This is a genomic window from Hyphomonas sp. (assembly GCF_016125515.1).
Taxonomy (GTDB): domain Bacteria; phylum Pseudomonadota; class Alphaproteobacteria; order Caulobacterales; family Hyphomonadaceae; genus Hyphomonas.
Genome location: NZ_WGLO01000003.1, coordinates 196,520 through 210,977, shown reverse-complemented (window position 1 = coordinate 210,977; position 14,458 = coordinate 196,520). Strand labels below are relative to the sequence as shown.

Genomic DNA, 14,458 nt, shown 5'->3' with positions numbered 1-14,458 from the left:
GGCGCCGGGGGGCAAAGCGAGGGGGACGACAGGCCATGGCCGAAAAGCAAACGTCTCGCCGGACCCGCGTGCGCCGGACGACCACGATCCTCGGATCGCGGATCGCCCGGCTCATCTTTGCCTCCAACATGGCCGGCCTCGCCATCCTCATCATCGGCGCAATGGTGCTCAACGAGATGCGCGCGGGCTTCGTCGCGTCCAAGAAGCAGGACCTTGAAGCGCAGGCGCAGATCTTTTCGAGCCTCCTGTCGGATGATGCGACCACGCCTGAGCCCGGGCTCAATCCCGACGCTGCGCGCCAGACGCTGCAGCGTCTGAACCTGCCAGAGCGGGTGCGCGCGCGCATCTTCACGCCGGATGGCGAACTGATCGGCGACAGCTATTACCTGTCCGAACGCGTGGACGTCTCGGCCCTGCCTCCGCTGAGCGATCCCGGATTTCTGGCTCGAACGGGGCGCGACCTGTCCGAATGGGCCAGCGAATTCTTCAACTTCTTCTCGCCACGGCGCTCTTCCGAAGCGCTGCGCACGCAGAGCTTCGAGGAAGAATTCAAGGTCGCCGCGCTGGGCGGACAAGCGGCCAGCCAACGCTTTTCGGACCGGGGCAGCCGCGTGATTTCGGTATCGATGCCGGTACAGCGCGTTTCGGCCGTGGTGGGCGTGCTGGTTCTGGAAGCGAGCGACATCGACGAGATCATCCGGGCGGAGCGGGTCGCGCTGGTGCCCTTCATCGGCGTTGCAGTGCTGATGGCATTCATCACGTCGGTCATGCTGACCCTCGGCATCGCACGGCCCCTGCGGCGCCTGTCGCTGGCCGCCGACCGTATCCGGTCGGGCGCCTCGGACAAGATTGACGTGCCCCTGCTGACCCAACGCACCGACGAGATCGGCGACCTCGCCACCTCGATCCAGAGCATGACTGAAGCGCTGCTGGAGCGGATCGAAGCGAACGAACAGTTTGCGGCCGATGTCGCGCACGAGCTCAAGAACCCGCTGACCTCCATCCGCTCGGCGGTGGAGACGCTGGAACGGGTGAAAGATCCGGACGCGGCCACGCGCCTGCGCCAGGTGATTGCTTCAGATGTTAAACGTCTCGACCGTCTAATCACGGACATTTCGAACGCCTCCCGCCTCGAAGCCGAGATGACCCGCCTGCCCAGCGAGCAGATCGACATCGCCCGCTTCGTGCGCGACATCGTGCGAACCTATGAAGGTATAGGCGACGGCGAGATGGCTGTGCATGTGTCGTTCACCGACGCGACGATGGGCGCGCGTCTTATCGTGCGCGGCCGCGAAGGCCCGCTGGGCCAAGTACTGCGTAACCTGATCGACAATGCAAGGTCCTTCTCGCCGGGCGGCAGCACGGTTGAGGTCCGGCTCGACCAGACGAATGACGGACCGCGTACCGTGGCACGGGTGACCGTGGAGGACTCAGGCCCCGGCGTTCCGCCCGACAAGTTGGAAACGATCTTCAACCGTTTCTATACGGACCGTCCGAAAGGCACCGCCTTCGGCAACAATTCCGGCCTCGGCCTGTCCATCGTCAAACAGATCATCGCCACCCACCACGGCAAGGTCTGGGCCGAAAACCGCACCGAAGGCGGCGCCAGATTTACGGTCGACCTGCCGGCGGTTTAAGCGCCGCCTGTCCAAATCCGCGTCTCGACCACATCTAGAACTAGCGGTTCTGGCGGTTTTCGATCAGGTCCTTGACGACTTCGGGTTCGGCCAATGTGGAGGTGTCGCCCAGGTTCGAGAACTCGTTTTCGGCGATCTTGCGCAAGATGCGGCGCATGATCTTGCCCGAGCGCGTTTTCGGCAGGCCGGGCGCGAACTGGATCAGGTCCGGTGACGCGATGGGTCCGATCTCGCTGCGGACATGCTGGACGAGGTTCTTGCGCAGCGCGTCGTCGGCCTCACAACCAGCAACAAGCGTGACGTACGCATAGATACCCTGACCCTTGATGTCGTGCGGATATCCGACGACGGCAGCTTCGGCGACAGCATCATGGCTGACGAGTGCGCTTTCGACTTCGGCCGTGCCCATGCGGTGGCCGGAGACGTTGATCACGTCATCGACGCGTCCGGTGATCCAGTAGAAGCCGTCTTCATCGCGGCGGCAACCGTCGCCGGTGAAGTAGTATCCGGGATAAGCCGTGAAATAGGTTTCGACGAAGCGCTGGTGATCTCCGTACACGGTGCGCATCTGGCCTGGCCAGCTGTCCGTGATCAGAAGGTTTCCATCGGCGGCGCCGTGCAGCTCTTTGCCTTCGGCATCGACGAGCATGGGCTTGACGCCGAAGAAAGGATGCGAGCCGGCGCCCGGCTTCATGACCGTTGTGTTGGGCAAAGGCACGATCAGCGTGCCGCCGGTTTCCGTCTGCCACCAGGTATCGACGATGGGGCACCGCGCTTCTCCTACGACGTGGAAATACCATTCCCAAGCCTCGGGGTTTATCGGTTCGCCCACCGTGCCTAGCAGGCGGATGGATTTGCGCGAGGTCTTCTTCACCGGGCCTTCGCCTTCGCGCATCAGGGCGCGGATGGCGGTGGGTGCGGTGTAGAAGATCGTGACCTTGTGATGGTCGCAGACCTTCCAGAAGCGGCTGGCATCCGGGTAGGTCGGGACGCCTTCGAACATCAGCGTAGTCGCGCCGTTCGCCAACGGTCCGTACACGATATAGGTGTGGCCGGTGACCCAGCCGACATCGGCCGAACACCAGAAGATGTCATCGTCCTTCAGGTCGAAGACATATTCATGGGTCATCGAGGCCCAGACGAGATAGCCGCCGGTCGTGTGCAGCACGCCCTTGGGTTTGCCGGTGGAGCCGGACGTATACAGGATGAAGAGCGGATCTTCGGCATTCATCGGCTCAGGCGGGCAATCGGCGGAAACGTCTGCGCCGATCTCGTGCAGCCAATGATCGCGCCCCTCCACCATCGGCACATCGGCGCCGGTGCGCTGCACGACGAGCATCTTCCTGACCATGCCGCCGGCGATCTCGGCGGCCCGGTCGGCATTGGCCTTCAGCGGGACGGTCTTGCCGCCGCGCAGGCCTTCATCGGCTGTGATCAGGACTTCCGATCCGCAATCTGTGATCCGGCCTGCCAGGGCATCCGGCGAAAAACCGCCGAACACGACCGAGTGGACCGCGCCGATGCGCGCGCAGGCCAGCATGGCGTAGGCCGCCTCGACGATCATCGGCATGTAGATGGTGACCCGGTCGCCCTTCTTGACGCCGAGTTGCTTCAGCACGTTGGCGAACTTGCAGACGGCGCTGTGCATCTGGCGATAGGTCAGGGTGTGGGACTCGCCGGGCGCGTCGCCTTCCCAGATCATGGCGGGCTTGTCACCGCGTTTGTCCAGGTGACGGTCGAGGCAGTTGGCGGAAACGTTCAGCACGCCGTCGTGATACCAGCGCACATGCAGGTCGCCGGTCTCCCAGGAGACGTCCTTCACCTGGGTATAAGGCTTGAACCAGTCGAGCCGCTTGCCCTGCTCGCCCCAGAAGGCTTCCGGATCCGCGATCGAGGCGGCGTACATTTCCTTGTATTTCTCCGGCGTCAGATTGGCTTTCGCCGCAAAGGCTTCGGGAACGGGATAGGTTTTCGATGTGTCGCTCATGGAAGGTCGCCTTGGTTGTTCCGCCCTGGGGGTATTTTGTTGTGGCATAAAGTTTAACGGGGCGCATCCGCCCGGGGCAATGGCGCACGCCGCGCCAAGTGAAGCCTTTCGCCTGACAAAGTGTCTCAGAAGTGAAGCACTTCAGACCCAAATTCGGCGCCGGATACCCTATTCAGCCGGCGGCATCGCCGCGTCGCCCGGCCCGTGCGGACGCCGGGTCCCCGGGACGCGGAGGTCTTCCACCAGGTCCTGGATATCCTGTGGCGGTGGCTGGGTGAGCAGCGAGACGGCCACACCGATCAGGATCGAGCTGATCATGAACACGAAGCCGATCCCTTCCGGCGACACACCAAACAGCCACTGGTCCGGACCGGCGGCCTTTCCGGCGCCGATCTTGAAGTGCCAGATATAGGCGAAGGTGGGGATGAGGCCGGCCAGCATCGCGGCGATGGCGCCTTCGCGGTTCATCCGTTTCCAGAAGATGCCGAGCAGGATGACCGGGAACAGCGACGCTGCCGCCAGCCCGAACGCGAACGCGACGACCTGGGCCACGAAGGCGAGCTGGGCCGAGTAGATGCCCATGAAACCGGCCGCCACGACTGCGCCGGCCGCCGCGAGCCGCGCGACGCGCAGTTCGGCCTTGTCGCTCATACTGCGGAAGAAGGTGCGCCGGCACAGGTCGTGGCTGATCGCGGAGGCGATGACCATCAGCAGGCCGGCGGCCGTCGAGAGGGCCGCCGCAAGTCCGCCGGCGACGACGAGGCCGATCACCCAGTCCGGCAGCTTCGCGATCTCGGGATTTGCCAGCACGGCAATGTCATTGTTGATCGTGACTTCGTTCTCCAGCCCGTCCGGGGCGGCCGGGCCCCGGATCTGCATCTTGCCGTCGCCGTTCTTGTCGTCGAAGGCGACGAGGGTCGTGATCTCCCAGTTCTCGAACCAGGCGGGCGAAGCGCGTTCGCCGGCTGCTTCAAGCGCCGCAGCCTTGGCGGCATAGTCCTCGCCGGGCGTCACATAGGTTGTTTCGTTGACGGTGCTGATGACGTTGAGGCGCGAGAATGCACCGACGGCAGGCGCCACGGTGTAGAGCAGCGCAATGAAGACCAGCGCCCAACCGGCCGACAGGCGCGCATCGGCGGCGCGCGGCACGGTGAAGAAGCGGATGATCACGTGCGGCAGGCCGGCCGTGCCGAACATCAGCGCAGCGGTGATGCAGAAAATGTCGAGGTTCGATTTGGTAGACGAAAGATAACTGGTGAAGCCGAGATCCTGCACCGTCAGGTCGAGCTTGTGCAGCATCGAGATCTCTTCGCCCTTGAGGTTCGACAGGAAGCCCAGTTGCGGCACCGGGTTCCCCGTGAGCATCAGCGAAATGAAGATGGCCGGCACCGTGTAGGCGAAGATCAGCACCACGTATTGTGCGACCTGGGTGTAGGTGACGCCCTTCATGCCGCCGAGCACGGCGTACACGAACACGATGCCCATGCCGGCAAAGATGCCGGTGTTGAAGTCCACACCCAGGAAGCGCGAGAAGGCGATGCCGACGCCGGACATCTGGCCCGCGATATAGGTGAACGACACGAAGAGGGCGCAGATCACGGCGACGATCCGGGCGGTGTCGGAATAGTACCGGTCGCCGACAAAGTCTGGCACCGTGAACTTGCCGAACTCGCGCAGGAATGGCGCCAGCAGCAGCGCGAGCAGAACATAACCGCCCGTCCAGCCCATCAGGTAGACCGAGCCGCCATATCCCATGCCGGCAATCAGGCCGGCCATCGACAGGAAGGAGGCGGCACTCATCCAGTCGGCGGCCGTCGCCATGCCGTTGACGACCGGGTGCACTCCGTGGCCCGCGACGTAGAAATCATTGGTCGAACCCGCGCGGGCCCAGATGGCGATGCCGAAATAGGTGGCGAAGGTCGCGGCGACCCAGAAGATGGTCCAGTCCATGCCTCAGCCCTCGATCCGGTATTTCTTCTCGAGGCGGTTCATGGCGGCGCAGTAATAGAAGATCAGGATCACGAAGACGTAGATCGAGCCGTTCTGCGCGAACCAGAAACCGAGCGGCGCGCCGCCGATGTGGAACTGGTCGAGGAAGCCGCGCAGCAAGATGCCCGCACCGAAAGACACGGCGAACCAGATCGCCAGCAGCGTCAGCGTGAGCCGGATGACTTCCGGCCAATAGGCCCGGCGGTCGGGCGTCTCGTCATTAGCGGCCATCGCGCCCTCCCCTGTGCAGACGCCGTCTGACGCGGCGATGACCCACCTTACCGGCTTCAAGGGCGAAGGGAAGACAAGGTGACAATCCTGCCAAATGACTCGGACGTTCTTGCCTGACAGGCTGGAACACCCGACAAAGGCGCCTGGAGGAAAACAAATGTTCAACAATACGGAATGGCTGAGCCAGGTTCGCGAGGACGTGATCGATCCCGCCCGCGAGATCGTGGACCCGCACCATCATCTCTGGCCGAAGCCGCACCTCTCCTACGATCTGGAGGAGTTGTGGTCGGATACGCAGGATGGGCACAATGTGGTGCAGACCGTGTTCATGGAATGCGGCGCCTCCTATCGCAAGGATGGCCCGGACCACCTGAAACCGGTTGGCGAGACAGAGTTCATTGCCGCTGCCTCGGCGCGGGCCGCGAAGGACAAATCGAAGGCGCAGATCGCCGCGTTGGTGGCCCACGCAGACTTGCGGTTGGCGAACCTCGACGAGGTGCTTGAGGCACACGCGGCGGCCGCGAACGGCTTGTTCCGCGGCATCCGGCATGCCGGCTCCTTCGAGCCTGACAAGAGCGTGCCCCTGTCGATCCCCGGACGCGGGCCCGCCGGCCTGTTTGCCGATCGGGATTTCCGGCGCGGCGTGGCGCGCCTTGGTGAGAAAGGACTGACCTTCGACACCTGGCTCTACCACCACCAGCTGCCGGAATATGCCGCCCTGGCCCGGGCCGTGCCCGGCACGGTGATGATCCTCGATCATTTCGGCACGCCGCTCGGCGTCGGCAAATATGCCGGCAAACGCGCGGACATCTTCGAGAAATGGAAAGACGATATCGCCGCCGTGGCGGAGAACCAGAACGTCCACGCCAAACTCGGCGGGCTTGCGATGCCGGACAACGGTTTTGGCTGGAACGGGCGCGACAAACCTCCGACCTCGGACGAATTCGTTGAGGCGCAGGCGCCCTGGTATCATCATGCCATCAAGGTGTTCGGACCGGAGCGCTGCATGTTTGAAAGCAACTTCCCGGTCGACCGCCTGTCGCTCAGCTACCGCACGCTCTGGAACGGCCTCAAGAAGATCGCAGCAGACTATCCCGAACCGGCCAAAGCCGCGCTGCTCAGCGGCACAGCGCGAAAGGTGTACAAACTGTGAGTGATCTCAAGCCCATGCCCGCCCAACCCGAGGACGTACCCTGGCCCACGGCGGAGTGGCCCGCAAGTGAACTGCCAGCCCCGGTTGCCGCGCGGCTGAACCCGCTTCTCGAATTCGCTTTCAGCGATCCGGCGCCGGACCAGATGGGTGAAACGCACGGCTTCCTGGCGGTGCAGGCTGGGCGCGTTGTAGCCGAACGCTACTGGCGCGATCACGACCAGGACACGACGCATCATTCCTGGTCGCAGGCGAAGAGCATGACACAGGCGCTGATCGGCATTCTTGTGCGCGAAGGCAAGATCGACATCCACGCGCCCGCCGATGTACCGGAATGGCAGAGCACGGACGATCCGCGCCGCTCCATCACGCTGGACCAGTTGCTGCGCATGTCCAGCGGACTGAAATTCGCGGAAGATTATGTCGATGCCGGCGTGTCGGATGTGATCGAGATGCTGTTCGGCTCCGGCAAGGATGACGTGGCCGCCTATGCAGCGAAGTCGCCGCTCGTGCACCCGCCCGGCACGGTGTGGAGCTACTCCAGCGGCAGCACCAATATCGTCGCGCGCTGCGCCGCCCGCGCGCTGGGCGCATCGGGGCCGGCGTTCCGGGACTTCATGCTGCGCGAATTGTTCGATGCCATAGGAATAGCGTCGGCCACGCCGAAATTCGACGCGGCAGGCACGTTCATCGGCTCGTCCTTCTGCTACTGCACGGTGCGCGACTTTGCGCGGTTCGGCCTGCTCTACCTGCGCGGCGGCGTTTGGGACGGGCGGCGTATCCTGCCGGAGGGCTGGGTGGATTATGCCCGCACGCCGACGCCCGTTCCGCCCACCGAAGAGCTCGGCTACGGCGCCCATTGGTGGCTCGGGATGGCAGGGCCCGGAAGCTTCTCCGCCAATGGCTATGAAGGCCAGTATACGCTGATCGTGCCGGACCTGGACCTGATCCTTGTGCGTAATGGCAAATCGCCTCTGGAGCAGAAAGAAGAGGTGATCCGCTGGATGCGCCAGGCAGCGGACGCGTTCCGGGTCTGACGGTCGCGCTTGCGCTCAGTTCGAGAACAACGCCCTGACGCCCGGCCGCGTGAGCCAGACGACTACCGCGCCGGAAATTACCACGCCCAACGCACCTTCCGCGAAACTTCCGGAGATCATGCGGCCGGCGTCTGCGAGGGCGTTTACGAGGAATACGCCGACGGCGAGCTCGTGGCCCCATCGCCGGCGATGAAACGCGCCCCAAGCGGTCGCAGCAAACACTAGCGCCAGTAAAGCGAAGCCGGCTCCGCCCCAAACAGCATGGGTCATCATGCTGGCATATTCGGCACGCTTGAATGACCAGATCCGGTCGAGCAGCGTGCCTGGGTGGAGGAAGGTCAATGCGGAGACGGCGCAAATACTGGTCGCGAGCAGGAAAAACCCTCCCATAATGCGCGGTGTGACAGGCATAACCGACGAATCCGGCTGTTCGGCTTCACCCTATCATACCCACAAAGTTTCGGCTTCAGCCCCCGCTTGCCTTCAGACCCGCCTTCCCCTATACGCCGCCGTTCAGAAAGGGCGGCGCCAGGCCGTGCCTGTCAGGTTCCGACCTTCCCTTGGGGAGGGCACGGTCCAGGGCGAAAGGAAAACACATGTCCAAGCATAATATTGTATTCAACGTCGATGTGCGCCCGCGCACCGGCACCGGCGGCGCGCGCGAAGCCCGCAGACAGGGCTTTGTGCCCGGCGTGCTGTACGGCGGCGAACTCGCTCCCGTGGCCATCAACCTGCGCAAGCCGGAAGTCATGAAGGCCATCGAAACCGGCCAGTTCCTGAACACCACCGCGACGCTGATCCACAAAGGCGAAAAGCAACTGGTCATCCCGCAGGGCATCCAGATGCACCCGGTCACCGACCAGCCGATGCACGTCGATCTGCGCCGCGTCGAGAAAGACCAGATCATCAAGGTTGAGGTTCCGGTCCACTTCAAAGGCGTCGAAGTCTGCCCGGGCATCAAGAAGGGCGGCACGCTTAACGTCGTGCGCCACACCGTCGAGATCAACGTGCCGGCCGGCCATATCCCGGAACACCTCGAAGCCGACATCTCGGCGCTCGAAGTCGGCGACAACGTGAAGATCTCGAACATCCCGCTTCCGAAGGATGCTTCGCCGGTCATCATGGACCGCGACTTCACGATCGCCACGATCGCAGGCCGCGGTGGCAAGGCCGAAGAAGAGCCCGCCGCACCAGCCGCTGCTGACGCGGTTCCGGCTGCCAAGGCGAAAGCCCCGGCCGCTGCTGCAGCCGCCGCACCGGCGAAGGCTCCTGCCAAGAAGTGATCCGTTCTGGACAATCAGGAGGCCGCCAGTCACAAGCTGGCGGCCTCTTCGATTCCGGGGCTGAACCAGGAAAGATGCGCAACCCATGTTGATCCTTGCCGGACAGGGAAACCCGGGCGCCAAGTATGCCAGGAACAGGCACAATGCCGGCTTCCTGCTGCTGGACCGCATCCATGCCGCGCAAGGTTTCGGCCCGTGGCGCGCAAAGTTTGAGTCCGAGGTTTCCGAAGGCTCGGTCGACACGCCTTCCGGACGGCAGAAGGTGCTGCTGATGAAGCCGCAGACCTTCTACAACGAGTCCGGGCGCGCGATGTCCAAGGCCTGCGCCTTCTACAAGGTCGGCGCCGAAGCGGTGACCGTGCTGCATGACGAGATCGACCTTGCGCCCGGCCGCGTGCGGGTGAAGCGCGGCGGCGGGCATTCCGGCAACAACGGCATCCGCTCCGCCATTGCGCATATCGGGCCGGACATCCGGCGCGTCCGTGTCGGTGTCGGCCATCCCGGCGACAAGACGCTGGTGATGCCCTATGTGCTGTCAGACTTCTCGAAAGCGGATCTCGCCTGGTTCGAGCCGCTGGGCGATGCGATCTGCAAGGCGCTGCCTTACCTGATCGCGGGGGATGACGAACGCTTCCAGACCGAAGTGATGCGCCTCGCCCCCGCCCCCAAGCACGACCCGAAACAGTTGGGCCGTCCGGGGACGGAATAAGGCGCAGCTTACGCCTTGCGGACGATCGCCATGTTCGACCGTGTGGCTTCCACGACAATCCTGTCGCCCACCACCAGTGGCGCCTGGCCTTCGGCCGCTTCTGCGCCCCAGACCGTATCGCCGATCTTCACCTGGCCGTGACCGCTGGAGAGGTCGCGCGTGACCTCACCCTGCTGCCCGACCAGTTGCACCATGCGCTTGTTCAGCGTCGGGTGCTCGGGCTCAGCGCGGCGCATGTTGGGGAACACGAAGCGGCTGATCACGATCAACGCGACGCTGGCCACCGCGAACACGAGACACTGGACTTGCCAGGCGGTTGCCGATTCCGGGGCGAAGGCCGCGAAGGCGGCGGTCGCTGCAGCGGCGATGGACGCCATCAACAGGTCGAACGTACCGGTCACCATTTCGACGCCGAACAGGATCAGGGCAAGCACCAGCCAGTGCCACCAGGTGATCTGGGAAAGCAGTTGTTCCATAGGGTCCTCCTTCTGTGGGCCGATGGATGGATCAGGTACGCGTCGGCGGAACCGCACCCGCGGCGCGTGCCGCGTTACCGGCCTGGGCCGCGTCCGTCAGGCCGCGGATGCCTTCGATGGTGCCGAGGATCGACGAGAACTCGGCGGGGATGATCACCGTTCGTTGCTGAGGCGAGGTCGCCAGCTTCTCGAAGGCGGCCACATAGGCCTGGCCAAGGAAGTAGTTGATGGCGTTGACGTCACCGCGCGCAATCGCTTCGGAGACCATTGCAGTGGCCTTCGCTTCAGCTTCTGCTTCGCGTTCGCGCGCTTCAGCATCGCGGAAGGCGGCTTCCCGGCGGCCTTCGGCCTGCAGGATCTGCGACTGCTTCTGGCCCTCGGCCTTCAGAATGGCCGACTGCTTCTCGCCTTCGGCCGTCAGGATCTCAGCGCGCTTCAGGCGCTCGGCCTTCATCTGGCGCGCCATGGCTTCGGTGATGTCGGCTGGCGGCGTCAGGTCTTTGATCTCGATACGGGTGACCTTCACGCCCCAGGGGAGCGTGGCCGCGTCGATCGTGCCAAGCAAGCGCGCGTTGATCTCGTCGCGGTTCGAGAGCACCTGGTCGAGGTCCATCGAGCCGACCACGGTACGGATGTTGGTCATCGAAAGGTTGGTGATGGCGCTGACGAGGTTGTTGACCTCATAGGCGGCCTGCACGGCGTCGATGACCTGGATGAAGACGATGGCATCACACGACACCATCGCGTTGTCCTTGGTGATGACTTCCTGCTGGGGCACTTCAAGCACGGTTTCCATCATGTTCATCTTGCGGCCGATGCGGTCGAAGATCGGGTTCACGACGTGCGGTCCGGGTGACAGCGTCTTGGTGTACCGGCCGAAGCGTTCGACCGTCCAGTTATAGCCTTGCGGCACGAATTTCAGGGCGCTGAACAGGCCGACGACAACGACGACGAAGATCAGCAGGAAGGCCGAAACGATGATGTCCATGGTGTCCCTCTCCACAGTGGGTACTAGGTCTGAAATGGGGAGGGATTTGCCGTTATTCAATAAAAATCGACGCGAAAACGGCCTGCCCGTTCCCCGAGCAGGCCGATCATCGCGGTATTCGGTTAAGGTTCGTTAACAGCCGGACTTAAAGCTGGCCGAGCAGGTAGTCGGCGGCCGACACCTTGAACTCGCCGCCCTGCTCTACGTTGAGTTCAGCCACGACACCGTCTTTCACCAGCATCGAATAGCGCTGCGAGCGCTTGCCCATGCCGAAGCCGGTCGCATCCAGCTCCAGACCGAGCGCCGACGCGAAGGCGCCGTTGCCGTCAGCCAGCATGCGGACGGCCTCGTCGGCATGCGAGGACTTGCCCCAGGCGCCCATGACGAACACGTCGTTGACCGAGGTGCAGACGATCTCATCGACGCCCTTGGCTTTAAAATCCGCAGCCTTGTCCACAAAGCCCGGCAAGTGGCGGGCCGAGCAGGTGGGCGTGTAGGCGCCCGGCACGGCGAACAGGGCGACGGTCTTGCCGCCGAACACTTGCGCCGTGGTGACGGGCTTGGGGCCATCCGCCGTCATTTCCATGAAGGTGGCTTCGGGCAGCTTGTCGCCGACTTTGATGGTCATGAGGCATTCTCCATTGTTGCCTGCCCGAGATAGGCCGCGCGGGGCCCGGCCGCAATGGCTGCCCCGGCGATCAGGTCAATACGCGCATTGCCAACCGAAGCCCGCCTGCGGCGGAATGCACACCCTGACCCAGTTGCAATTGATAATCACTCTCAATAATGTTGCGCTCCTCATCTTCCAGCTTTCCTCCCGGAGCCCACCATGAAACGTCTCATCAGTGTCAGCAGCGCCGCGCTGCTCGCCCTTTCCGCTACCGCACAGGCCCAATCCGGTGCCGACCCGGCAGATACCGAGGAGACGCGTGTTGAGGAAACCGTGGTCGTCACTGCAGCACGCACCATCCTGCCGCCGTCCGCCTTGCCGACGACGATCCAGCTGATCAGCAACGAGGATCTCGCCCTGCAGGCCAAGCTGACCGGATCTGCCGTGGACGTGGTGTCGACGCTGGTGCCATCCTTCTCGCCGACGCGGGAAAAAATGAGCGGCGCGGGCGAATCCCTGCGCGGACGCAAACCCCTCTACCTGATCGACGGCGTGCCGCAGTCCAATCCCCTGCGGGACGGCAGCCGGGCCGGCTACACGATCGATCCGTTCTTCATCGACCGCGTGGAGGTCATCTTCGGCTCCAACGCTATCCAGGGCATCGGCGCGACCGGCGGCGTGGTGAACTACGTCACGGTGGCCGCGCCGACCGAGGAAGACGTTTGGACCGGCAAGCTGCTGGCGCAGTTCTCTGCGGCAAACGAATTCCAGGGTGACGGCTATGAATCCCGCACCGGCGCAGTGGCCGGGCGGGATTTCGGCCTGCTCGACCTGACGCTTGGCGTCTCCGCGCAAACGCGCGGCGCCTATTACAGCGGCGACGGCCGCCGCGTCGGCATCGACGGAACGCAGGGCGAGGTGCAGAACTCGACCAGCCTCTCCTTCTTCGCCAAGGCCGGCTACGACCTCGGCGACGCGCGCCGTCTTGAGCTGATGGCGCAGCATTTCAAACTGGAAGGCGATGGCAACTATGTTCTCGTGAGCGGCTCGCGCGCCACCAACACGCCGACCACCACGGTGCGCGGCAGCCAGGAAGGCGAGATCCCGAACAACAAGGTGCTGACCACGTCGCTGACCTATTCCGACAAGGACCTCGCCGGCGGCCTGCTGACCGGCCAGCTGTTCTTCCAGGACTTCGAGGCCGTTTATGGCGGCGGCGTCTTCGACACCTTTCAGGACCCGGCCATCGACCCGACCGGCACACTGTTCGATCAGTCCGCGAACAATTCCGAGAAGATGGGCCTGCGGCTCTCTTATGAGCGGGCGCTCGACGCCGTGCCCGGCCTCAATGTGACGGGAGGTCTCGATGTGCTCAATGACAAGACCTACCAGGAACTGATCAAGACCGGCCGCAACTGGGTTCCGGAAACCGAGTTCACGTCCTATGCGCCGTTCGTTCAGCTGAACCAGGCGTTGTTCGGCAAGCGCGTGCACGTGTCGGGCGGCCTGCGTCACGAGATGGCCCAGCTGAAAGTGGCCGACTACGAGACGCTCTACAGCTATGGCCCGCAACAAGTCGGTGGCGGCGAGCCCGATTTCCAGAAGACCCTGGTCAATGCCGGCGTCACGGCTGAAGTCGTGCCCGGCCTGACCGCGTATACATCGTATGCGGAAGGTTTCACCATGGCCGATGTCGGCCGCATCCTGCGCGCCATCTCCACGCCGGGAGAGGACGTCGACACCTTCCTCAACGTCGAACCGGTGGTCACGGACAATACCGAAATCGGCCTCGAATGGCGCCGCGGGCCGCTGTCGGCTTCGGCGGCCTATTTCTGGAGCACGGCCGAACTCGGCTCGCTGCTCATCCTGCGCAACGACATCTTCGAAGTCGAGCGCCAACGTACCGAGATCGAAGGCCTTGAGCTGAACGCCGCGTGGGAAACGCCGGTCGACGGCCTCAAGCTCTCCGCCGGCTATGCCGCGCTCGAAGGCCAATCGGACAGCAACGGCGACGGCCGCGTCGACCAGGACCTCGACGGCGCCAATATCAGCCCGGACCGCGTGAACCTGGCCGCCGATTTCGAGCGTGGCCCCTTTGCCCTGCGCCTGCAGAGCCGCAGCTATCTCGACCGGACCTTCGACGGCCTGCCGGCATCGAGCGACTTCGACGGTTACACGCTGGCCGACGCGTTCCTGCGCTATTCGGCGCCGTTCGGGAACATCACGCTGTCGGCCGCCAACCTGTTCGACGAACAGTACGTGACCTATGACAGCCAGACCGTGCGCACCACGAGCAATGACCGCTTCTTCGCCGGGCGCGGCCGGGTGATCTCGCTGGCCTTCGAGAAAGCCTTTTGAGGC

At 63.9% G+C, this 14,458-nt stretch carries 13 protein-coding genes; 6 read left to right on the top strand and 7 right to left on the bottom strand.

Features of this window, described 5'->3' with window-relative positions:
- Positions 1 to 35: 35 nt before the first annotated feature.
- On the top strand, positions 36 to 1,637 hold the full coding sequence (locus GC148_RS04265) for a stimulus-sensing domain-containing protein (protein ID WP_291068985.1): 1,602 nt from the start codon (positions 36 to 38) through the stop codon (positions 1,635 to 1,637).
- A 40-nt stretch (positions 1,638 to 1,677) separates the two neighbouring features.
- Here the strand turns inward: GC148_RS04265 and acs are convergent, their stop codons facing one another.
- From acs to GC148_RS04250, 3 genes are all read right to left on the bottom strand, one after another.
- A complete protein-coding gene (gene acs / locus GC148_RS04260; protein WP_291068984.1) occupies positions 1,678 to 3,624 on the bottom strand; it encodes an acetate--CoA ligase in 1,947 nt (648 codons plus the stop codon).
- Positions 3,625 to 3,792: 168 nt separating this feature from the next.
- Positions 3,793 to 5,574: a sodium:solute symporter family protein gene (locus GC148_RS04255; protein ID WP_291068982.1), complete on the bottom strand. Its 1,782-nt coding sequence runs from the start codon at positions 5,572 to 5,574 to the stop codon at positions 3,793 to 3,795.
- Positions 5,575 to 5,577: 3 nt separating this feature from the next.
- A complete protein-coding gene (locus tag GC148_RS04250; protein WP_291068981.1) occupies positions 5,578 to 5,844 on the bottom strand; it encodes a DUF4212 domain-containing protein in 267 nt (88 codons plus the stop codon).
- A 157-nt stretch (positions 5,845 to 6,001) separates the two neighbouring features.
- Between GC148_RS04250 and GC148_RS04245 the strand changes: the two genes are divergently transcribed.
- Together GC148_RS04245 and GC148_RS04240 are read left to right on the top strand one after the other, a co-directional pair.
- Positions 6,002 to 6,997, top strand: coding sequence for an amidohydrolase family protein (locus tag GC148_RS04245; protein ID WP_291068979.1), 996 nt, complete (start codon positions 6,002 to 6,004; stop codon positions 6,995 to 6,997).
- The gene (locus GC148_RS04240; RefSeq protein WP_291068977.1) at positions 6,994 to 8,031 is read left to right on the top strand and encodes a serine hydrolase; all 1,038 of its coding nucleotides are present in this window, start codon (positions 6,994 to 6,996) and stop codon (positions 8,029 to 8,031) included. The genes GC148_RS04245 and GC148_RS04240 overlap by 4 nt, the downstream gene beginning before the upstream one ends.
- Before the next feature lie 15 nt (positions 8,032 to 8,046).
- Here GC148_RS04240 and GC148_RS04235 read toward each other — a convergent pair whose 3' ends face one another.
- A complete protein-coding gene (locus GC148_RS04235; RefSeq protein ID WP_291068974.1) occupies positions 8,047 to 8,442 on the bottom strand; it encodes a hypothetical protein in 396 nt (131 codons plus the stop codon).
- A 185-nt stretch (positions 8,443 to 8,627) separates the two neighbouring features.
- Here GC148_RS04235 and GC148_RS04230 point away from each other — a divergent pair, with 185 nt between their 5' ends.
- Positions 8,628 to 9,314 (top strand): 50S ribosomal protein L25/general stress protein Ctc, encoded by a 687-nt coding sequence (locus GC148_RS04230; RefSeq protein WP_291068972.1) that lies wholly within the window; start codon positions 8,628 to 8,630, stop codon positions 9,312 to 9,314.
- Between the two features lie 85 nt (positions 9,315 to 9,399).
- Positions 9,400 to 10,023 carry an aminoacyl-tRNA hydrolase gene (pth, locus tag GC148_RS04225; protein ID WP_291068970.1) on the top strand — a complete coding sequence of 208 codons (624 nt, stop codon included), beginning with the start codon at positions 9,400 to 9,402 and terminating at the stop codon, positions 10,021 to 10,023.
- 8 nt (positions 10,024 to 10,031) lie between these two features.
- On the opposite strand, the gene GC148_RS04220 is transcribed toward pth, so the two are convergent.
- The 3 genes from GC148_RS04220 to GC148_RS04210 all read right to left on the bottom strand — a co-directional run bounded on the left by GC148_RS04220 (position 10,032) and on the right by GC148_RS04210 (position 12,115).
- Positions 10,032 to 10,499 (bottom strand): NfeD family protein, encoded by a 468-nt coding sequence (locus GC148_RS04220; protein WP_291068968.1) that lies wholly within the window; start codon positions 10,497 to 10,499, stop codon positions 10,032 to 10,034.
- A gap of 31 nt (positions 10,500 to 10,530) precedes the next feature.
- Positions 10,531 to 11,487 (bottom strand): SPFH domain-containing protein, encoded by a 957-nt coding sequence (locus GC148_RS04215; RefSeq protein ID WP_291068967.1) that lies wholly within the window; start codon positions 11,485 to 11,487, stop codon positions 10,531 to 10,533.
- Between the two features lie 145 nt (positions 11,488 to 11,632).
- Positions 11,633 to 12,115 (bottom strand): peroxiredoxin, encoded by a 483-nt coding sequence (locus GC148_RS04210; RefSeq protein WP_291068965.1) that lies wholly within the window; start codon positions 12,113 to 12,115, stop codon positions 11,633 to 11,635.
- 201 nt (positions 12,116 to 12,316) lie between these two features.
- On the opposite strand from GC148_RS04210, the gene GC148_RS04205 reads away from it, so the two are divergent.
- Positions 12,317 to 14,455 (top strand): TonB-dependent receptor, encoded by a 2,139-nt coding sequence (locus GC148_RS04205; RefSeq protein WP_291068963.1) that lies wholly within the window; start codon positions 12,317 to 12,319, stop codon positions 14,453 to 14,455.
- The last annotated feature ends 3 nt before the right edge of the window (positions 14,456 to 14,458 follow it).

Coding starts and splice junctions, on each gene's coding strand:
- GC148_RS04265 (WP_291068985.1), top strand. CDS start 36: ATGGCCGAAAAGCAAACGTCTCGCCGGACCCGCGTGCGCCGGACGACC.
- acs (WP_291068984.1), bottom strand. CDS start 3,624: ATGAGCGACACATCGAAAACCTATCCCGTTCCCGAAGCCTTTGCGGCG.
- GC148_RS04255 (WP_291068982.1), bottom strand. CDS start 5,574: ATGGACTGGACCATCTTCTGGGTCGCCGCGACCTTCGCCACCTATTTC.
- GC148_RS04250 (WP_291068981.1), bottom strand. CDS start 5,844: ATGGCCGCTAATGACGAGACGCCCGACCGCCGGGCCTATTGGCCGGAA.
- GC148_RS04245 (WP_291068979.1), top strand. CDS start 6,002: ATGTTCAACAATACGGAATGGCTGAGCCAGGTTCGCGAGGACGTGATC.
- GC148_RS04235 (WP_291068974.1), bottom strand. CDS start 8,442: ATGCCTGTCACACCGCGCATTATGGGAGGGTTTTTCCTGCTCGCGACC.
- GC148_RS04230 (WP_291068972.1), top strand. CDS start 8,628: ATGTCCAAGCATAATATTGTATTCAACGTCGATGTGCGCCCGCGCACC.
- pth (WP_291068970.1), top strand. CDS start 9,400: ATGTTGATCCTTGCCGGACAGGGAAACCCGGGCGCCAAGTATGCCAGG.
- GC148_RS04220 (WP_291068968.1), bottom strand. CDS start 10,499: ATGGAACAACTGCTTTCCCAGATCACCTGGTGGCACTGGCTGGTGCTT.
- GC148_RS04215 (WP_291068967.1), bottom strand. CDS start 11,487: ATGGACATCATCGTTTCGGCCTTCCTGCTGATCTTCGTCGTCGTTGTC.
- GC148_RS04210 (WP_291068965.1), bottom strand. CDS start 12,115: ATGACCATCAAAGTCGGCGACAAGCTGCCCGAAGCCACCTTCATGGAA.
- GC148_RS04205 (WP_291068963.1), top strand. CDS start 12,317: ATGAAACGTCTCATCAGTGTCAGCAGCGCCGCGCTGCTCGCCCTTTCC.